The 19,460-nt window shown below is 36.0% G+C and carries 24 protein-coding genes; 7 read left to right on the plus strand and 17 right to left on the minus strand.

Features of this window, described 5'->3' with window-relative positions; genetic code table 11:
• Position 1: 1 nt before the first annotated feature.
• The 11 genes from sigB to acpS all read right to left on the minus strand — a co-directional run bounded on the left by sigB (position 2) and on the right by acpS (position 7,170).
• Positions 2 to 793 (minus strand): RNA polymerase sigma factor SigB, encoded by a 792-nt coding sequence (gene sigB / locus ACXYMZ_RS13875; RefSeq protein ID WP_458949001.1) that lies wholly within the window; start codon positions 791 to 793, stop codon positions 2 to 4.
• A complete protein-coding gene (gene rsbW, locus ACXYMZ_RS13880) occupies positions 765 to 1,241 on the minus strand; it encodes an anti-sigma B factor RsbW (RefSeq protein WP_458949002.1) in 477 nt (158 codons plus the stop codon). Before rsbW ends, sigB begins: the two co-directional genes overlap by 29 nt.
• Positions 1,238 to 1,573 (minus strand): STAS domain-containing protein, encoded by a 336-nt coding sequence (locus tag ACXYMZ_RS13885; protein ID WP_458949003.1) that lies wholly within the window; start codon positions 1,571 to 1,573, stop codon positions 1,238 to 1,240. The genes rsbW and ACXYMZ_RS13885 overlap by 4 nt, the downstream gene beginning before the upstream one ends.
• Positions 1,574 to 1,655: 82 nt before the next feature.
• Positions 1,656 to 2,681, minus strand: a complete 1,026-nt coding sequence (locus tag ACXYMZ_RS13890; RefSeq protein ID WP_458949004.1) for a PP2C family protein-serine/threonine phosphatase — start codon at positions 2,679 to 2,681, stop codon at positions 1,656 to 1,658.
• A 99-nt stretch (positions 2,682 to 2,780) separates the two neighbouring features.
• On the minus strand, positions 2,781 to 3,185 hold the full coding sequence (locus tag ACXYMZ_RS13895) for an anti-sigma regulatory factor (RefSeq protein WP_458949005.1): 405 nt from the start codon (positions 3,183 to 3,185) through the stop codon (positions 2,781 to 2,783).
• A 2-nt stretch (positions 3,186 to 3,187) separates the two neighbouring features.
• A complete protein-coding gene (locus ACXYMZ_RS13900) occupies positions 3,188 to 3,544 on the minus strand; it encodes an STAS domain-containing protein (RefSeq protein WP_458949006.1) in 357 nt (118 codons plus the stop codon).
• Positions 3,545 to 3,549: 5 nt separating this feature from the next.
• Positions 3,550 to 4,428 (minus strand): RsbT co-antagonist protein RsbRA, encoded by an 879-nt coding sequence (locus tag ACXYMZ_RS13905; RefSeq protein ID WP_458949007.1) that lies wholly within the window; start codon positions 4,426 to 4,428, stop codon positions 3,550 to 3,552.
• Positions 4,429 to 4,675: 247 nt separating this feature from the next.
• A complete protein-coding gene (locus ACXYMZ_RS13910) occupies positions 4,676 to 5,035 on the minus strand; it encodes a type II toxin-antitoxin system PemK/MazF family toxin (RefSeq protein WP_458949008.1) in 360 nt (119 codons plus the stop codon).
• Between the two features lie 4 nt (positions 5,036 to 5,039).
• Positions 5,040 to 5,324 carry a CopG family ribbon-helix-helix protein gene (locus ACXYMZ_RS13915; protein WP_458949009.1) on the minus strand — a complete coding sequence of 95 codons (285 nt, stop codon included), beginning with the start codon at positions 5,322 to 5,324 and terminating at the stop codon, positions 5,040 to 5,042.
• Between the two features lie 183 nt (positions 5,325 to 5,507).
• Positions 5,508 to 6,524, minus strand: coding sequence for a LolA family protein (locus ACXYMZ_RS13920; protein WP_458949011.1), 1,017 nt, complete (start codon positions 6,522 to 6,524; stop codon positions 5,508 to 5,510).
• 292 nt (positions 6,525 to 6,816) lie between these two features.
• On the minus strand, positions 6,817 to 7,170 hold the full coding sequence (gene acpS, locus ACXYMZ_RS13925) for a holo-ACP synthase (protein ID WP_458949012.1): 354 nt from the start codon (positions 7,168 to 7,170) through the stop codon (positions 6,817 to 6,819).
• A 108-nt stretch (positions 7,171 to 7,278) separates the two neighbouring features.
• On the opposite strand from acpS, the gene ACXYMZ_RS13930 reads away from it, so the two are divergent.
• Positions 7,279 to 8,049 carry a rhomboid family intramembrane serine protease gene (locus ACXYMZ_RS13930; protein WP_458949013.1) on the plus strand — a complete coding sequence of 257 codons (771 nt, stop codon included), beginning with the start codon at positions 7,279 to 7,281 and terminating at the stop codon, positions 8,047 to 8,049.
• A gap of 43 nt (positions 8,050 to 8,092) precedes the next feature.
• Here ACXYMZ_RS13930 and ACXYMZ_RS13935 read toward each other — a convergent pair whose 3' ends face one another.
• The 3 genes from ACXYMZ_RS13935 to ACXYMZ_RS13945 all read right to left on the minus strand — a co-directional run bounded on the left by ACXYMZ_RS13935 (position 8,093) and on the right by ACXYMZ_RS13945 (position 11,898).
• Positions 8,093 to 9,556 carry a PH domain-containing protein gene (locus ACXYMZ_RS13935; RefSeq protein ID WP_458949014.1) on the minus strand — a complete coding sequence of 488 codons (1,464 nt, stop codon included), beginning with the start codon at positions 9,554 to 9,556 and terminating at the stop codon, positions 8,093 to 8,095.
• Positions 9,549 to 10,028: a PH domain-containing protein gene (locus tag ACXYMZ_RS13940; protein WP_458949015.1), complete on the minus strand. Its 480-nt coding sequence runs from the start codon at positions 10,026 to 10,028 to the stop codon at positions 9,549 to 9,551. The genes ACXYMZ_RS13935 and ACXYMZ_RS13940 overlap by 8 nt, the downstream gene beginning before the upstream one ends.
• 370 nt (positions 10,029 to 10,398) lie before the next feature.
• The gene (locus ACXYMZ_RS13945; RefSeq protein WP_458949016.1) at positions 10,399 to 11,898 is read right to left on the minus strand and encodes a DEAD/DEAH box helicase; all 1,500 of its coding nucleotides are present in this window, start codon (positions 11,896 to 11,898) and stop codon (positions 10,399 to 10,401) included.
• Positions 11,899 to 12,320: 422 nt separating this feature from the next.
• On the opposite strand from ACXYMZ_RS13945, the gene ACXYMZ_RS13950 reads away from it, so the two are divergent.
• Together ACXYMZ_RS13950 and ACXYMZ_RS13955 are read left to right on the plus strand one after the other, a co-directional pair.
• Positions 12,321 to 13,235, plus strand: a complete 915-nt coding sequence (locus ACXYMZ_RS13950) for a DMT family transporter (protein WP_458949017.1) — start codon at positions 12,321 to 12,323, stop codon at positions 13,233 to 13,235.
• Between the two features lie 9 nt (positions 13,236 to 13,244).
• Complete coding sequence (locus ACXYMZ_RS13955) at positions 13,245 to 14,099, plus strand: DegV family protein (RefSeq protein ID WP_458949018.1); 855 nt, start codon at positions 13,245 to 13,247, stop codon at positions 14,097 to 14,099.
• A 74-nt stretch (positions 14,100 to 14,173) separates the two neighbouring features.
• Here ACXYMZ_RS13955 and ACXYMZ_RS13960 read toward each other — a convergent pair whose 3' ends face one another.
• From ACXYMZ_RS13960 to ACXYMZ_RS13970, 3 genes are all read right to left on the minus strand, one after another.
• Positions 14,174 to 14,875 carry an alpha/beta hydrolase gene (locus ACXYMZ_RS13960; protein ID WP_458949019.1) on the minus strand — a complete coding sequence of 234 codons (702 nt, stop codon included), beginning with the start codon at positions 14,873 to 14,875 and terminating at the stop codon, positions 14,174 to 14,176.
• Between the two features lie 142 nt (positions 14,876 to 15,017).
• A complete protein-coding gene (locus ACXYMZ_RS13965; RefSeq protein WP_458949020.1) occupies positions 15,018 to 15,380 on the minus strand; it encodes a YppG family protein in 363 nt (120 codons plus the stop codon).
• A 71-nt stretch (positions 15,381 to 15,451) separates the two neighbouring features.
• On the minus strand, positions 15,452 to 15,706 hold the full coding sequence (locus ACXYMZ_RS13970) for a glutaredoxin family protein (protein WP_458949021.1): 255 nt from the start codon (positions 15,704 to 15,706) through the stop codon (positions 15,452 to 15,454).
• Between the two features lie 301 nt (positions 15,707 to 16,007).
• On the opposite strand from ACXYMZ_RS13970, the gene ACXYMZ_RS13975 reads away from it, so the two are divergent.
• From ACXYMZ_RS13975 to phnE (ACXYMZ_RS13990), 4 genes are all read left to right on the plus strand, one after another.
• The gene (locus ACXYMZ_RS13975) at positions 16,008 to 16,961 is read left to right on the plus strand and encodes a phosphate/phosphite/phosphonate ABC transporter substrate-binding protein (RefSeq protein WP_458949022.1); all 954 of its coding nucleotides are present in this window, start codon (positions 16,008 to 16,010) and stop codon (positions 16,959 to 16,961) included.
• 91 nt (positions 16,962 to 17,052) lie between these two features.
• On the plus strand, positions 17,053 to 17,829 hold the full coding sequence (phnC, locus tag ACXYMZ_RS13980) for a phosphonate ABC transporter ATP-binding protein (protein WP_458949023.1): 777 nt from the start codon (positions 17,053 to 17,055) through the stop codon (positions 17,827 to 17,829).
• Positions 17,826 to 18,641, plus strand: a complete 816-nt coding sequence (gene phnE / locus ACXYMZ_RS13985) for a phosphonate ABC transporter, permease protein PhnE (protein WP_458949024.1) — start codon at positions 17,826 to 17,828, stop codon at positions 18,639 to 18,641. The genes phnC and phnE (ACXYMZ_RS13985) overlap by 4 nt, the downstream gene beginning before the upstream one ends.
• Positions 18,641 to 19,441 carry a phosphonate ABC transporter, permease protein PhnE gene (phnE, locus tag ACXYMZ_RS13990; RefSeq protein ID WP_458949025.1) on the plus strand — a complete coding sequence of 267 codons (801 nt, stop codon included), beginning with the start codon at positions 18,641 to 18,643 and terminating at the stop codon, positions 19,439 to 19,441. Before phnE (ACXYMZ_RS13985) ends, phnE (ACXYMZ_RS13990) begins: the two co-directional genes overlap by 1 nt.
• Positions 19,442 to 19,460: the final 19 nt, after the last annotated feature.

Genomic DNA, 19,460 nt, shown 5'->3' on the forward strand with positions numbered 1-19,460 from the left:
ATTAATCAAAAACCTCAGACTGATCCGACTGAATCGCTTCTCTTAGTTTTAATAAAGATTTACGTAACAATCTGGATACATGCATTTGGGAAATCCCTAATATTTCTCCAGTTTCTTTTTGGCTCTTTCCTTCGAAGTAAGTGTACTTCAAGATTAACTGTTCTCTTTCAGATAAAATCGGTAATATTTTTTCTAAAAGCATTTGTTGGTCAATATTTGTATATCCATCATCTTCATTACCAACTAAGTCTAGAATTGCCACTGTACTACCTTCTGAATCTGCTTCCACTTTACGATCAACAGAAAGTGCTTTGTAGCTTTTACCCATCTCCATCGTTTCTAGAACTTCTTCTTCACTTACCTCAAGATATTCTGCAATTTCTTGTACAGTTGGTGATACTTGGTTTGCTGTCGTTAATTCGTCAACAGCTTTTTTAATTCTCGGTCCAAGCTCTTTAATTCTTCTCGGCACATGGACACTCCATGTTTTGTCACGTAAAAATCGTTTTATTTCACCAATAATTGTGGGAACTGCAAAGGATTCGAAGGACTTACCGAATGAATCATCGTACCTTCTCACAGCAGCGAGTAAGCCGATCATACCTACTTGGACTAGATCTTCATAGATCATGCTATTACGAGAGTATTTCCTTGCAATAGATCCTACTAAATCCTTGTAACGAAGAACAATTTTTTCTTGTGTTTCTTCATCTGTAGGGTTGTCTTGTAGGATTTCAATCCACTGGTAAACCTCATCTCTTCCTTTATAATTTGGTTGAGACTTGGTCGTCATCTAGTCCCACCCCTGTTTCATTTTTATATTTTGTCATTACAATTATTACGCCACTCTTATCGTGAATCTCTACTTTATCCATTAGTGTATTGATGAGAAATAATCCAAATCCTCCCTCACGTGCAGTCTCAAGGGGCTCATCATGTTTATATGGTCCGATTTCTTGACGTACTTCTTCTAAATTAAAGCTCACGCCACGATCTGCAACCATCACTTCTAAACGATCTTCATAAATTCCAAAACCGAGTTTAATTTCTTCCTGCTCACCTGCTTCATATGCATGTGTTACTGCATTTGTAATTGCCTCAGAAACAGCTACTTTCAAATCCTCAATATCTTCATAAGAAAAAGCCATTCGGTTTGCAATTCCAGATAAGCTTAAACGAACAACTCCAATATATTCTGCTTTTGCGGGTATCGTCATCTCAATAAAATCAAATTTTTTCATACCTTATTTCCACCTTGAATAATTGCTTTTAAATTCATGATTTCTTCTAACCCTGTAATGTGGAATAGGCGATAGACTCGTTCTTGAATATTAATTAATTCTAAAGAGCTGCCTTTTTCTTTTGCAGATTTTAATACTCCAATAAACACACCTAACCCCGTACTGTCCATATAAGAAACTTTTTCTAAGTCTACAATTATTTCTTGATTTTCTTCCTCCAACATCGGTTGGAAAGCTTGCTTTAGTTTTGGCGCTGTATAAGCATCAATCTCACCAGACACAGTTAAGACAGTCTGGTTGTCAGTAGTTTTTGTATTTAAATCTAGATTCACTAGTGCTCCCCCTTATAATGACTGAAGAATATCCTTCTTTAAATCAGTCGATAATAATTAGTCGATATTTATTGGCTACCCTTTATTTATCTTGGCTAAACTGTTTTCTAAGAATTAATAAACTAAAATCATCCTTTAAATGAAAATCCTGTAGCTTTTCAAAATGTTTAAAGACTGCTTCAACTATTTCTTGTGCTGGTAGGTGAACATATTTCCTTATCACATCAAGCACTTCATCAATTTCAATAAATCGGTCACCATCTCTACATTCTGTAACACCATCTGTTAAGAAAATAACCAAATCATTTTTATTTATTGTTAATCTACGTTCTTCATACTCTACTTCTTCCATGACACCAAGTACTAAGCCTTTTGATGTAATTTCTGAGAACGTATCCTTGCTTGCATCATAATAAAAACCTGGCTCATGTCCTGCAGATGAAAACAGCAGTTCACAGGTTTCTGGATAGTAATGTGCATAAACCATTGTAATAAACATACTCGCATCTACGTTTTTTTCGACCACGCGATTAAGGTTTCGAAGAATTGCTCGAGGACTTAATGACTCTTCAAGCATACTATCCATCGAATATTTAATCATCGACATGCAAAGGGCTGCCGGGACGCCTTTCCCAATAACATCTGCCATCGCAAGTCCAAGAGACCCATCATTATTTTTGATGAAGTGGTGATAATCTCCATTTAATTGGTTTGCTGGCACACTTATAATACCGATATCTAATCCTTCGATATCTGGTTTTTGCGTTCTTAATATTGTTTCTTGCATTTCAGCGGCTAAAGCCATTTCTGATTTAAGTGCAATTTGTTCTTCTTTTAGATTTTGAATTTCTTGATGTGCGAGCCCATAGGAAATCATCGCTTCTAGGAGGAAATCCATAGAAACTTCAAATTCCTCAAATACATTCGGATGCAATTCTTTAAGTGCTCCAATATGAAGATTAACAATTTCTTCTGGTAAAATATTTTGTTTGATGAAGGCCTTACTCACTTGTTCTACTCCATAAAGTGATTCTTCATCTTGAGATTCTAAGTATCTAGCTAATAATCTTTTATATTCTTCAGCATTCCTTTTTATAAAGTTTTCCATCGTTCTCCCCCTAAGTTACATCAAAGCTTACTGTAACCCAAGCTTTCTCTACTTGGAAAATAAGACAAGTGATAGACACACTTGTCCTAATTCCTAAAATTATCTTAACCACTTTGTCGTAGTTATTGTTGTTCCTACATCTATTTTTGTTTCTAAATCAAAATCATCCATTAATCGTTTAACTCCAGGCAATCCAGCTCCGAGTCCCCCAGATGTTGTAAAGCCATCCTGCATAACCTGTCCGATATCAGGGATGCCAGGGCCTCTATCCTCAACAGTTAAACACAGTCCTGCTTTATTCTCTGGTGAATAAATAACTTTATAACTGATACTGCCTTCTTCAGCATATAAATATATATTTCTAGCAAGTTCAGATATTGCCGTTGCAATTCGCGCTTGATCAACCGTGCTGAAACCTAGCTCTTTTGCCATTTCTCTGCCAAGTTGTCTGGCAGCAACAATATCCCACTCTTTTTTAATTTTAAGACAGGACTGAGGCTCCATCATTATACCCCCAATTCCTTGTGGAGTTTAATTAGACCTTGTTCCAAATCTAATGCAGTTGGAACATCCTTCATATGGATCCCCAGGTCAATTAACGTCATTGCTACTGCTGGTTGAATACCTGTTAATACTACTCTCGCCCCCATTAGTCCCGACATGGTTACGACATCACCTAGTACCTTTGCAATAAATGAGTCGATAATTTCTACAGAAGTTAAATCTATAACGACACCTGACGAACCAGTTTGATATATTTGATCTAGTAAATCTTCTTGAAACTGAATTGCTGTGTTATCATCTATCTCCGTCTGAATAGAAACTAACAAATAGTTGTTAAGTTTTAATATAGGTATGCGCAACGGTCTCACTCCCCTCTAACAGAATTAATAATATTTTGAAGCTGATCTTCATTTGTTTGACCTTCAATAGGCACAACTTTACGATTAGTGTATGCGAGAGCGGAAGTAAACCCTTTTCGTAACGAACTTTTTGTCGAAAAGTCGCTTAAATCAATACCTAAATTCACAATCGTTTGAGCAATTTCTGGTCTAATTCCTACTAAAATACATTCAGCACCTATCAAGTGTACTGCTTCTACAGCTTGTATAATATGGTGAGCAACCATCGTATCTACAACAGGGACACCCGTAATATCAATAAGTACTACTTCGGAATTATGATTAATTGTTCCTTGTAATAAGTTCTCCATAATTAATTTAGCACGTTCCGTATCAATCGTTCCTATTAAAGGCATAATTGTAATGCCATCCATTACTGGAATTAAAGGTGCTGACAACTCTTGCAGTGCCATGCGTTGTAAGGAAACGATTTGTTCCCAACTACCTGTATATTCGTTGACTAATTGATGGATGATCGGCTCTACCCAATCATCTACACTTCTAAATAAAACTGATATATATTCGGTATCTATTTTATCTTCTGAACTTGATAAAATAAAGTCAATTGTCACACGTCTAAAGAGTTGAAGACCATCTGTAATATAACTTAATGGCCAACCTAAGCTTACAACTTTTTCCGAAAAAGCTTCAACTTCTTCTATAGACCCCTGATTTTCTATACTTTTGAAAATGACGTTTACAAACTCACGATTCGTAGTTTCATATATTTCATCAGCTATATTTATGGTCTTTTTTTCATTTTTCATTTCTACAAGTTTTTCTAACCACATTTCTACGATTTTATCACTGTTTTGAATAACAAGAGTTCGAAACCTATTATGCATTCTCCAATACCTCCACATGTTTTCTTTTCTAGTAAAACTATTTCATAAGTCAGCGATTCCTGCAAGTGTTAAGCTGATAAATATGTATATAAAACTGGTCTTTGTTTAAAAATATTTTTTTGCAATTTATTAATATTGTTTCTTTCTGAATTTTACCACAAATACAATAGGTTTAAAAGTTGAATTTCTTGGTTAAATAACAAATACCAACAAAAAATACCCCTCAAGATTTTCTTGAAAGGTATTTTTAATGATCATACATATCTTTAAGACCTAAGCTAATTTCAATTGCGTGATCGATTTTCTTCATCATTTCTTTATCTAGTTTCGTTATACGGTCCGTTAATCGCTGCTTATCCAATGTTCGAATCTGTTCTAATAAGATAACAGAATTTCGATCAAAGCCGTATTTCTTTGCGTCGATTTCAACATGGGTTGGCAGCTTAGCCTTTTGGATTTGTGCAGTAATAGCTGCAACAATCACCGTAGGACTAAATCGATTCCCGATATCATTCTGGATAATTAATACCGGTCGAACCCCTCCCTGTTCAGATCCAACTACAGGAGATAAGTCAGCGAAGTATACTTCGCCTCTTTGCACGATCAAATTATTACACCCCGATCACAGTGCGCTCTAAGGTGTTGTCAGCCTCCTCTTCAGCCTGAAAAGCTTCTGAAGCTATATTAAGATTGATGCGACCCATTTCTTCATATCCACGTTGCATTGTTTCTACAAATGTCTTTACATGCTCTTCTTTCTTATGCTGTAAATAATTTTTGGTAGCTTGACATATGAAATCACTTAAATCACTATTATCATATTTCATTAACCCATCCACCTCATTTAGTAGGTTTTTTGGTAATTTCACCATTACTTCCTGCAAACTCTCTGACAAAATGATGCACCCCCGCCAACTGATGTACAATATAAAATTATAATAACAACTTTATATTAACACTGAACACGCCCATTTGCAAAGAGGTTTTGGGTTTTTTTATAAATTAGCTATGATTTTGTCGTATTATAGGAAAATATCATAAAATGATAGTGATTTTTGATGATTTTATTCAATATTCGCTTATTTTACTCCTTGTCCTTGGACAGATTGAGCAACTTCAATTAACTCTTCTTTTGTGAGTGTGTCGCTCGCAAGTGTATATTCTACTCCATTTAAAACCCATTCTAGTGTCTGGTCTGATAATGCTCCTACTGCAAAGCCTAAATTCACAATCTCGCCTTCAACAGCTTGAGGGGTCTGCAATGCTGGAAGATCGATATGTTTTTCCTGAATAAGTGTAAAACTCTTTTCCCCGCCATACGTCAGGATTACCCGACTTCCATTTTCAATATCTATATCTTTTCTTCCCACAGGTTCTGCTCCAGCTGTGAATAATGGATGGTACACTGGGAATGAGTCATCTTGAAGCATATTAGCCGTTTCAATATCTTTCTGGCCTGTCTCCATGTTTTTCTCCATTGCAAAGTCATCGGCTTCAAATGTTGCATTAAAGTCAAATGCTGTAAACTGCACTTCAACCAATGCTTGATTATCTTTATCTAACACACGTACAGAGGATGGCATATATGTTTTCTTATCAAACACAATTTCTTGATATGGTAAATTACTATTTGCATGATAATTTGTTTTTGTCCTAAAAATATAATGGTCATCACTCATTGTGAAAGTAGCTTCTTCATCATTCAATACATCTCTTACTAAAGATTGATACAAATAAGGTTGGCTACTATTTTCTGGCCATTCTGTTTGGAAACGAAAACTCTTTTCAAGTGTTGGTGTAAGTACAAAAACGCCATCTTCATTCTTTAGGATAATTTGACTTTCCTTTTCGGCGTCCGAATGTCCTAGTTTTACTCTGTAAAAATCATCTTTTTGATGCCAAATATTTACTGAAAAACGTTGTTCCTCTTGCCCAGTATTCATCATCATTTCTGCTTCAGCTTTATAACCTTCAAGATTCTCCACTGTTTCTCTTAGCTCTGACACAACATCCTCTTGAGATTTGTCTCCACAAGCTGCAAGAATAAATAGGAAGCTACATAAGATGAGCACTAACTTAAGATTGTAATTCTTCATAAACATATCTCCCTTGTCTCAATTAACAAAGGGAACGAATGCCACTTACAGAAAAAAGTCATATCACTCGCTCGAACTACTTTTCGCGTATCCCTTACACTCTTTGGTCAGACCTCCTTATCATTTTTTGCCAAAAAAGCTATTGGCATTTATTTGTAAGGGCATAACACTACTTTTCATCCCGAGAAGAGTGATCTTTTTACCGCAGCAAAATAGTTCTTGTTCCCTCCTACCCGCATTTAAATTCTATGAGACAAGTCATGTGATTATGCAATTCTTTCATCTTTCTAAGCTATTGAATTAGCACCTGTGCTACGGCGTACTCCTTACTGTGACTAATGGAAAGCAGAAATGTATCTTTTTCATATCCTTGAACTTCAAGGATTGGTGCTCCTGATTCTAGATTTGATACCTGAATATGTTGAAAGCTTAAACGGCCTATCCCAGTACCCAATGCTTTTGCACATGCTTCCTTTGCTGCAAAACGGCCTGCAATGAATTCGATTCTTCTTCTTTGATTATTCAGTTCAAAAAAACGTTCTTTTTCTTTTTGTGTTAAGATACGGTTGATGAAACGTTCACCTTTCGATAAACTTTCTTCGATTCGGTAGAGTTCAACAATATCAATCCCAATACCTTTTACCATTTTATAAAACCTCACATCGTTTTTAGTGGTTATATTGCTATGAATTATTTATTATAGTTATTGTAACCGAAATAAATTGCAAACTAAACTTTTAGGGGGATCCCTCGTATGTTTATTCGTCACGAAAGAAGTATTAAAGAATTTATAAAATCATACCCAATTGTTTCGACAATTATTATTATCAATCTTTTTCTTTGGTTAATTATTGATTTTCTACAACTAGGGATTGGTCAAGAGATCAAATTCTTCGGCCTTGGCGTGAACTTTCTAGTTGCTGAAGGAGAATATTGGCGTCTCGTCACACCAATTTTTCTTCATGGAGGTTTGATGCATGCGTTGTTCAATTCTTTTGCACTCGTGTTATTTGGACCAGCGCTTGAACAGATGGTAGGAAAGCTTAAATTTATTCTTTTCTATCTAGGAGCAGGAATTATTGGAAATATCGGTACCTTTATAATAGAAGATTTAGGATATGTTCATCTAGGTGCTTCTGGTGCAGTGTATGGCCTGTTTGGGATATATATCTTTATGGGCTTGTTCCGAAAACATTTGATTGACCAAGATAGTTCGCAGATGATTATGGTTATCTTTGGTGTTGGTGTGCTGATGTCAATTATGGGACCAAATATCAACATTGTCGCTCACTTAGCAGGTTTTGCAGGAGGTTTCCTACTCGCACCACTCATTTTAATCAATGCTACTGCTTATAATCCATTCCGTTCGTTCGAAACAAGAAGTTATCCCGATAACAATGGTGAAATTGAATTTGACCCGAATCGGTGGAATAAAAAACGAAGAATTCCTAACAAAATAAGAGACAACTGGCTTTGGATTATAATTGGTATCCTTGCTGTACTTGGCTTAATCAGCAGATTTTAGAAATACCCCCAAGAAACTTAGATGCGTTTTCTTGGGGGTATTATTATTTCACACGATTCCAATCTGTCGTTAACGCTTTTTGTGATGTCGGTTTCTTAGAATAATAAAGATCATTGAGATCATCTATCTCTGCTTCATTCAGATCTCTTATTCGATAATGCTTTCCACCAATACTACTAATAATAGATATCCTCATCGTAGATAATTTATCTCTCCGCTGTAATCGATGTTGCGCTTGTTCAAATGCTTGAATCCGTTTTGGATAAAGCAAAACAGTGACCCTTTTCAACACTCGATAACGTAATAGCAATCTGTTTTCAGCAACATCGAAGCCCGCATCTTGATAACTCATCCATCCCCTATAGAGTGCAAGAGCAAAGATTAATAACCCAGCCCAGCTAAATGCAGGTAGAAAATAAAACAAAGCAATACTTAAAACGAGGAAAAGAAACCCTGAACGTAAGATATAAAATTTTAAAGCTTTTTTAGGTGGCTTCTTCCAATTACTCTCTTCTATATCCCAACTAAAACTTGGGACAAATTCGTTTAAAAATTCTTGGACTTTATTTTTTTCCATTATAGGAAAAAGAATGACAGAAGCGTCTGTCTGTTTGTCTGTTGACCCACCTGCAATTTCAGCAACAATAGATACATAGCTAAATGGTTGCCGCAAGATATTTTCTTCTATTCCAATTGCCTGTATGCGGTGCATCGGAATTGTCAGTTGTTTTCTCTCTAATAATCCTCTCGTTACTAATAGCTCGTCATCGACCCGGCTGATCGTAAAATTCCCATACCGAATCAGCGTCCATCCAACACTAAGCATCCAAACAAATACGAGAATAACTAGAATTAATAATAAAGCAGTTATGATGCTTGTTGAAAGGAACCATTCAAAGGTCACATCGTAAATAGATTCTGGAATGAATTCTTCTAATTCGGATAAACCTACAAGCAGAAAACTAAGAATTATTCCTACTCCACCAGAAGTGACTCCTGCTAAGAGTAAGTGATTGAAGGATATCTGCTTTTTTACTTCTTCATTTTCTTCCTCTGCTTCAGTTTCATCTTCTTCAACAGTTTTTCTATATTTTAACTGCTCTCTTAGTTCTATTCCTTTTGCATAAGTAACAGCTGCAAGCGCCGCTTCTGCTTTAAGCCCTGTACTCGCTGTTTCGATTTGAACTTTTGTGAGTTTAAATAGTCGGTGAATTATATTCTGCGTAAGGTCAATCGATTGGATACGGTTTTTAGAAATGGTTCGTTTTGTTCTTCTAAAAACTCCATATTCCATATGAAGAGCATCCTCATCCACCCAATAGCTATAACGGTACCAAGAGATTGCTCCAATGACTACCATTAATAATATGTATAGACTACCAACAATCACGAACGTTAATAGTTCAAATGTAACAAATGCAATAACTAGTAGAAAAAGAGAGTCTTTTAAAAAACGAAAGACATTTAAAATAATTGTAGCTGGGTGTAGGCGTTCTGCGTTATACATCGTCTTCATCCACCCTTGCTAACTCAGATATCCGATCCCTTAAATCAGAAGCATCTTCTTCTGATAACGCTGGGATAATATGCTTTGTCGCAGCAGTCGAAATAGATACACTCGCAACATTATAAATTCTCATTATTGGACCTTGTTCTGTATCTACATGTTGCACACGAATCATCGGAATAATCGTTCGCGTTTTAATTAGTATTCCATATTGAATATAGATTTCTTGCTCAAATACTTCGTAACGCCAACGTCTATAGCGTAGTTTTGGTAGGATAAAAATAAAAACAATAGTGAAAATCAAATTAATTCCTGCTGCAATGCCACTAATCCAGAAAGACCAATCTTGGAAGTGGGAAACTAATGTAAAAACAATAATTATTAACCATAAAACACCAACATTTATCATTGCACTAATCTTCCAGACCTGAAGTGCACGAGCATCAATTAAATGTTTTGGAGGTTGCCTCATTTTCCATCACCTTTCTAAAGTTCTCTTATCTAGTGTACGATATTACTTCTGGTAAGTTTCACTTTTTGGTGTTTTTTGGGTCGGATGTTGATTTAAGACGGTGAATCCCGATATGGACACAGAATAACCCGAAGTCGTCACAATTTATCCCGAAGTGGACACAATTTCCACCGAAGTCGCCACACAATATCCCGAAGTTCACAATTGAGTGGACGTAGCTCAGCTACAGAGTAATTTATGTTTTTTATTTTTGGTAAAAGTGTTAATTTGAGTTTAAATTCCGAAGAAGACACAACATCCGCCACCTGCCAGCACCCTAAACCAAACAAAAATCCCGATCAGCTACATGAGCGATCGGGATTTGAATTATTTATTGATCACGGCCACGACGTTTTTGGAAGTTGCCTTTACGACTACGGTTCCCGCCTTGTCCGCCACCAGCGCTTGCGCCGCCACGGCTTCCTTGGCTTCTTCCGCCATAAAATCGTTTGTTTTTCGAACGATTTCCACCGCCGCCACTACCACCTCTAGAGTGATGTGCTTTTTTCACGCTGATTGGTGCTGCTGAAGAAATACGAACTGGTGTATCTCTTCTTTCTTTCGTTAGCATGCTTAAAGCTGCAGCAATTACTGTTACAGAGTCATTGTCTTCTAAAAGTTCTTTTGCAGCCTCTTTGTATGCACTAAGATCTTTTTCATCAATGGTTTTCTGTAGTTTTTCCATTGTTACTTGCTGTTGTCCACGTCTTGCATCTTGATTTGTTGGTGGAGTCAAGCGTTTCATTTTACTCTTCGTTGTTCTCTCAATTAGATTCAGATGAGCCATTTCTCTTGGTGTTACAAAAGATATTGCTTCCCCTGTTCTTCCTGCACGGCCTGTACGACCAATACGGTGTACATAGCTTTCAGGATCTTGAGGAATATCAAAGTTATAAACATGAGTAACACCAGAAATATCAAGACCACGCGCTGCAACGTCTGTAGCTACAAGTACGTCAATACGGCCACTCTTAAACTTGCTAAGAACTGACATACGTTTACCTTGCGTTAAATCACCATGGATTCCTTCCGCACGGTAGCCTCTTGCTTGTAAGCCTTCTGTAACTTCGTCTACACGTTTTTTCGTTCTAGCAAAAACAATCGCTAATTCAGGTGAATGAATATCCATGTGATTGTTTAGTGTATCAAATTTGAATTTCTCTGGAATTTCAATAAAGAATTGATCAATATTTTCAACTGTCATTTCTTTTGCTTTTACTTTAACTTCTTTTGGATCTTTCATTAAAGTTGTTGCGATATTACGAATTTCTTTAGGCATTGTTGCAGAGAAAAGTAATGTTTGACGTTCCTCTGGCATTCCTTTAAGGATATCGCGAATATCATCGATAAAGCCCATGTTTAACATTTCGTCAGCTTCATCTAAAACTGCTACTCGAATGTCATCCATGCGAATCGTTTTTCTACGCATATGGTCGAGCAATCTACCTGGAGTTGCTACAACGATTTGCGGTCCATCTTTTAAAGCACGGATTTGGCGATCCATTGGAGAACCACCGTAAATTGCTAGAGCACGCATGCCTACAAATTTGGCAATACGATTTATCTCTTCTGCAACCTGAATTGCTAATTCTCTAGTCGGTGCAACAACTAACCCCTGCACCTTTCTTTGTTTCTTGTCGATTTTTTCAATCATTGGAATACCAAATGCTGCTGTTTTACCTGTACCTGTTTGTGCTTGACCAATTACATCGTTCCCAGCAAGTGCTAGAGGAATCGTTTCTGCTTGAATTGGTGTCGCTTCTTCAAACCCCATTTTTTCTACTGCTTTCATAATTGGATCTGAGATGTTTAATTCGTTAAATTTTGTCACCTAATAGTCTACTCCTTTATAAAATTTATTTAGCTTAAAAAGAGGCCAAAAGCTTCTATACTTTATTTAGAAAAATCATTTCTACCATTATTCTCAGTGAAACACATGGATGGTTCAACTTTTTAGAATAGGCTTTTTTTCGAGCGGATAGAATACATCGTAATATTTAAGGGTAATTGTAATTGAACTTACCTGTTCACATTTATCATTGTAAAGTATTAAAAGGCTTCCCTAATAAACAATGATGAGGGGCCTCTAACTATATGCTTGTCTTATAATAACACAAATGTGTTATAATTATCTACTTGTGTATCTTAATAATCGACTTATTTGGTGATTTTTTTCCTATTTCATGATAATATTGATAGATATTATTATCAGATAACATAGAAGTTGGACGTTGAATTTGAAGGAGTTTTTGTATGCGTCTTCCTGCATTTAATCCAAAAGCAGCTTTAGTTATTGGTGTCATTGGAATTTCAACCTCTGCAGTATTAGTTAGACTTGCTGAGGATGCACCAGCAGCAATTATCGCTTTCTACCGTTTATTTTTTGCCGTGCTTATTATGGCACCATTCGTTGTAGCAAAGTATCGAGATGAATTACGTAAAATAACTAAAAGAAACTGGATTATTTCTATTTTCTCCGGAATTTTTTTAGCCATGCACTTTATTCTTTGGTTTGAGTCCTTGAATTATACATCTGTAGCTAGTTCTGTCGTATTTGTATCTACTCAACCATTATTTGCCTTCATAGGTACCTATCTTCTGTTTCGAGAACGGTTTTCCTATGGTGCAATTATAAGTATGGTGATAACTATATTTGGTAGTTTTATCATCGGTTGGGGTGATTTCCAAATTGGCGGTTCAGCTCTCTTTGGTGATATGCTTGCAATACTCGGAGCAATTGCCATCACTGGTTATTTTCTCATTGGCCAATCGGTTAGAAAAAGTTTAACACTCATGAGTTATACGTTTATTGTATACGGTGTTGCTTCCATTACCTTATTAATTTACAATCTATTCCTGCAAAACTCATTTATAGGCTACAGCTCAACACAATGGTGGATTTTTCTATCACTAGCAATAATCCCTACCTTCTTTGGTCACTCACTATTTAATTGGAGTCTAAAGTGGTTAAGTACATCAACTGTAACGATGGCTGGATTATTTGAACCAATAGGGGCTGCGATTTTAGCTTATTTCTTCCTAAACGAAATGATTACTTGGTCGCAATTCTTAGGAGGAACGATTGTTATCTTTGGTTTATATTTATTTACTGTAAGTACTTCTAAAAAAAGAAGTGTTACCATATCTCAAAAAACAAATAACAGGTAGGTGTTGTAGATGCAAATTCAAATAATGGCAGATGGTGGAGCAGATATACCTCAAGAACTTGTTAAAGCTTATGATATTAAAGTCGTATCTCTGTATCTGCACTTTACGGATGGACAGTACAAAACAGGTGTTACAATTGATCTTCCACGATTTCACGATAAGGTAAAAGAACTGAATGAAGTACCTAAATCATCAGCTCCAAGCCCAAATGATTTCTACGAAGCATATAAAAGTGTGCCTGCTGACAAACCATTATTAATGCTCGCCATTTCTAAAGAGCTTAGTAGCACATATGAAAATGCGGTAATAGCGATGAACATGTTACTTGATGAAGAACCAGAACGTAAAATTGCCGTTATCAATACAAAATCTGCTTCTTGTGCAGTTGCGTTACTTGCTCATGAAATAAAAAATAAACTTGACTCTGGCATGAATTTCGAAGAGTTAGTAAAGCATGTTGAGGAATGTGTAGAGAAAACAATGACACTTTTCGTACTTAGTACACTTGATAATCTTGTTCGTGGTGGACGAGTATCAAAAGTTACTGGAAGAATTGCTAAGACGTTAAACATCAAGTTACTGATGCGTGCGAGCGCTGAGGGAGCAATTGAAGTTTCTGAAAAAGTTCGTGGTGAGAAGAAATCGCTTGCTAGGTTTATTAACCAAATCGGCGAATATACAAAGAACTTTGAAAATAAATCCATGTTCATGACACATTATAATGACGAGTCACGAGCAAAGAAAATATTACAGGATATTAAAACTAAGTATTCCTTTAAAGAAACTTTCCTTTCCGATGTTGGACCTATCATCGCTACTCATGGTGGAGAAGGTACAATTGTAATAGCCTTTTTCGGAGACTAATAAATTATAATATATAGAAGATAATAAAAGTCCGCGGTTTGAATAACTTCAAACCACGGACTTTTTAATTTTTATTATTCGCCGACAGCGGCGTTATCTAAAAAATCATATACCATTGTATTTACTGTGTCTTTATCGTCACCTAAACATAATAAATGTCTTGAGCGATCTAGTAGAACGATTTCTTTGTGCTCGGAATGGATTTCCTTGTCTAAATAATAAGCTGTTTTATAAGGCACAACTCCATCTTGTTGTCCGTGTGCGATCAGTACTGGCGCATCTATTTCTTTTAGATAAGGTCTTGTGAAGTTAACAAGCTTTAGAAATTCAAAGTTGGCTTTCAACGGTACTTGTCCAAGCTTCTTTTTATAATGATTATAAATCATATTATTTTCTAGTTCTCCACGTACACTATCTTTAATTACTTCGTGGATATCTAGACGTATCTGCTTGAAATCGAGATACTTTCCTGCAGTTGCTAGTAGAACAAGTTTTGTCACATTATATTTAGCTGCAAGATAAGCAGCAATCATCCCGCCCATTGAAAATCCTACAATATAAATTGTGTCGTATGTTTTCGTTAGCTTCTCTAAAGCATTTTCGGCAGCTTTAATCCAGTCTTCAAAGGAAACGTCTTTTAGATCTAATTCTTTTCCATGTCCAGGTAATGTTGGTACTTCGATTTGCCAATCTGTCTGTTCATCCAGATATTCTGCTAAAGGTCCAATTTCATAAGGACCACCTGTATATCCATGAATTAATAAACATCCAATCATAAAATCTCCTCTTTCGTCTATAAACAAATTTAAACCTATTATCTGTTCATCTCTATATATTATACAGTCTAAGGATGTTTCTCACTGCATTAATGTCTTTGTTTTGTAAGGCTTTAAGCGATAAGTTACAAAACAATGGCAATTATCTCATCAGTTTTATAAGTGATCCTAATTGTTTAACTATAGGGCTTACTTGATGGTAGGTACTTGCTAGCTGTCCAATTGATGCTAAAAGCTTGTCAAAATCTATTTGCTCCGTATTATCTGGCATTGAATTGGGAGCTCCGCCCGCCTGTTGATTAAGATTCTGCTGTGATGTTAATGTTTCAAAGTTAGACTGAAAAAAATCTATTGGTTGAATTGGTTTTGCAAAATATTCGTATGGGGTTACATGAGTAGATTGTGTTTGCATTGACTGGTAGGAAGAATATTGCATCGGATGAGTTTGATATTGATGCCAAACACGTTGATTGTACGGTTGTTGCTGAAAGTATCTTCCATTCACAGTAAAACACCTCTTTATGCAATGTATTAATATAGTTTATGCATGATTGTTGTGAATGGTTATCATAAGCTTTATAAATCACGTATTGCATCTAAGATTTTTTGTTTTTGAAAACCTAAAATCGTCTGTTTTTTACCTTTTATATAAATGGCTGGTGTGCCATAAATACCGTCTTGTTGTAATTCTCGCATATAATCACTATTGTCTGTCACATTTTTCACTTGATAAGAAACATTTTCATTTTCGAATAACTGGATAACCTTTTTGCAGTGTTGATTATCTTTGCTTATATAAACAACTACATGTTGCCTGTCTTGGTGTTCCATATACAATTCCTCCAATATTAATATTTCCAATAGATATAAACTTACATAGGTTCTCTATTCCCATATCTATGATTTATAAAACGCATATTTCGACATAATACGCTTTTAAGACTAAATAAAAAATTGGGTGCATTTATCTATATCCTTTTTCCTCTCTTAGGAAACATTTTCCCTTGATATATTATGAAACTATTAATTAGTTTAAGACACTATTAATTATTTAAAAAAGACTTGATTTTAATAGGGAAATGGTATTAAATTAATGCGTAAGTTATCTTTCAACTACATAGGGAGGTTTACCATGAAGAAGTTATACAGTCTTTTGCTAATCTTAGCTTTAATGCTTGTTTTAGCAGCATGTGGAAGTTCTGACGATGAGGGTGCAACAGAAACAGACACGGATACAGATACAACAAGTGGTGAGGAAAGTGAAGGAATGATTCCAGATACATTAGTTATCGGTTTTGTACCATCACAGGATTCAGATACAATTGCTGATACAATTGAACCACTTGCAGAACGTCTTGGTGAAGAACTAGGAATTGAAGTACAAGGTAATGTAATGACGAACTACAACGCACTTGTTGAAGCAATGGGTTCAAACCAAGTACATGTTGGATTCATTCCTGCATTTGGTTATGTTCTTGCTAACGAGCAATATGATGTAGAAGTTATTCTAAAGTCTATTCGTTACGGATCAGGAACTTATAAAGCACAGTATGTTGTACGTGCAGATTCTGGAATTGAGACGCTAGCTGACCTAGAAGGCAAAATCTGGGCTTATGGTGACCAAGGTTCAACATCTGGATACCTATTCCCAGCAAGTCAACTAATGGAAGAGTTCGGTTACGAAACTGCAGCTGAATTAGAAAGTGATTTCTTTAGTGGTACAACTCAAACTGGTGGACATGACAACTCAGCAATCGCTGTACTTGAAGGTGACGCTGATGTTGCAACAACTTTTGACGATGTTCGTACAGAGTTAGAAGAAGAGTATCCTACAGTTATGGATGATTTAAAAATCTTAGGATATACAGATGATATTCCTAACGATACAATTTCAGTAACAAAAGAACTTGATAAAGATTTCGTACAAAAAATCAAAGATACATTCCTATCATTTAACGAAGACGAAGAAATGATTCAAATTATGAATGATGTTTACAACTGGGATGAAATCGATGAAGCTACTGACGAAGAATATCAAGTTGTAAAAGATACTTACCAAAAATTCAAAGATAATATCGAGCTTTAATTCACATTTAATTAGAACTAGATAAAAAGGGGAGTATCTACTCCCCTTTTTTTACTAATTTATATAGAATCTCTACTAATGGAGGAACAAAATGATACAGTTTAAAGATATTGGTCTTGTGTATCCAAATGGAACAGTTGGACTTAAAAATGTAAATGTTACGATTAATGATGGGGAGTTTGTGGTTATTGTTGGGTTATCAGGAGCAGGAAAATCTACTTTTATTCGCAGTATCAATCGTTTAGTTACCCCAACTTCAGGATCGCTTCTAGTAGATGATGAAGATATTCTTAAATATCAAGGTCGCAATCTACGTAAACTACGTACAAAAACAGGTATGATTTTTCAAAGCTATAATCTAGTTAAGCGATCTAGCGTACTAAAAAACGTACTTGCAGGAAGATTAGGCCACACCGGTACCATTCGCTCCATTTTAAATACATATAAAAAAGCAGATGTTGGACTTGCTTATGAAAGTCTACAACGTGTAAATATCGCAGACAAAATTTATAACCGTGCGGATGAATTAAGTGGTGGACAGCAGCAACGTGTTAGTATTGCGAGAGTTCTTACGCAACAACCAAGGTATATTCTAGCAGATGAACCTGTTGCATCTCTTGACCCTCCAACTTCGCATCAGGTAATGACTTACTTAAAGAAAATCAATAAAGAAGATAATATCACGACGATTGTAAACTTACATTTCATTGATATGGCAATGGAGTATGCAGATCGTATTATTGGAATGCGTGCAGGTGAAGTTGTTTTCGACGGACCTGTTTCGGAAGTAACTGAAAGTACATTTGAAGAAATATATGGTCGTACGATACGTGAGGATGACTTGCGTGGGGGGGCAGATGAATCGTGACAAACGAACAAAAAAATGTAACTCCAAAAGAAGTCCCATCGATATATCCCGTTAAAACAAAGGTGCAGATTACAGTTATATTTGCCGTCGTCTTAGGGATTTATCTCACAAGTATGATTTGGACACAATCTCAAATGGCGGGCGGATTTTCTGGTGCATTTAGTAATATGTTCACAGTAATTTCAAAGTTCTTCCCTCCAAACACGGCTGTCATACCAGCAATTTGGGGACCAATGGTTGAGACCGTTCAAATGGCGATTATTGCTACTACAGTTGCTGCAATTTTAACTGTGCCATTAGCTTTACTAGCAGCTGAAAACGTTACAACCTTCAAGCCGTTATATTATGTAACTCGTACTTTTCTAAATATCTTGCGTACAATTCCTGACCTTGTATTAGCAGTAATTTTCGTTGGATTATTCGGTATTGGATTATTTCCTGGTATTTTAGCATTAATTATTTTTTCATTAGGTATTCTTGCCAAATTAATTAGTGAAACAATTGAATCTGTAGATATGAACCCTTTAGAAGCAATGCGAGCTTCAGGTGCAAATGTTTTCCAAATGATTTGGTACGCACTTATTCCACAAGTTTTACCACAATTCACATCACTCGTACTTTATGTATTCGAAATTAACATTCGCGCATCTGTCGTTCTAGGACTTGTGGGTGCTGGTGGAATTGGTTTGATCCTGAATCAGCAATTAGGTTTCTATAATTATCCGAATGCCATGATGATTATTGTACTTATTTTTGTTGTAGTAATCGTTATTGAATATATCAGTACGAAAATAAGGGAGGCGCTTATTTAATGGAAAATTTCACCTTACCTCCTAAACCAAAAGGCTCTAAAATTAAATTAGTACGCAATATTATTATTGCTATTGCTATCATTGCAATGTATGTTTGGACATTTACGAGTATCAATATTGACTGGGGCCGTGCGATTGAACGTGCAATCAATAACTTTGAACGTGTCATTCCACGACTATTTAGTCCAGATTGGTCAGCAATTGGAAAAGTTTCTGAAAGTATGCTTGAGACAGTATTTATTGCCTTTGCCGGTTCATTAATGGCAGCTATCCTTGCGGTTCCACTAGCATTCTTAGCAGCTAGAAATATGATGGGTGGAGTCATTCTTTCTACAATTGGAAAGTGGATTTTATCTGCAGTACGTGCTTTCCCAGATATTATCTTAGCGATTCTGTTTGTTGTAGCAGTTGGACCAAACGCATTCGCTGGGGTGCTTGCAATTGCCATTGGATCTACTGGAATGCTTGGAAAGATGTTCGCCGAAATCATTGAATCGATTGATATGAATGTCATTGAAGCAATGGAAGCCAGTGGGGCAAATAAAATTCAAATATTATTTTATGGGGTAATGCCTCAAATTACGCCAGAGTTTCTATCTTATGCAATCTATCGCTTTGAAGTAGATATCCGTGCCTCTTCCATTCTTGGTATTGTAGGTGCTGGTGGTATTGGTACAATGATTATCTTTGCTGCTAACAATCGTAACTGGAACGAAATGGGTATGATTTTACTAGCAATTATTATCGTTGTAACTGTAATTGACTTTGCTTCTGCGAGAATCAGACGTAAAATCGTCTAATATATGTTAATGATTTGTT

The sequence above is a fragment of the Oceanobacillus sp. CAU 1775 genome (assembly GCF_054482815.1).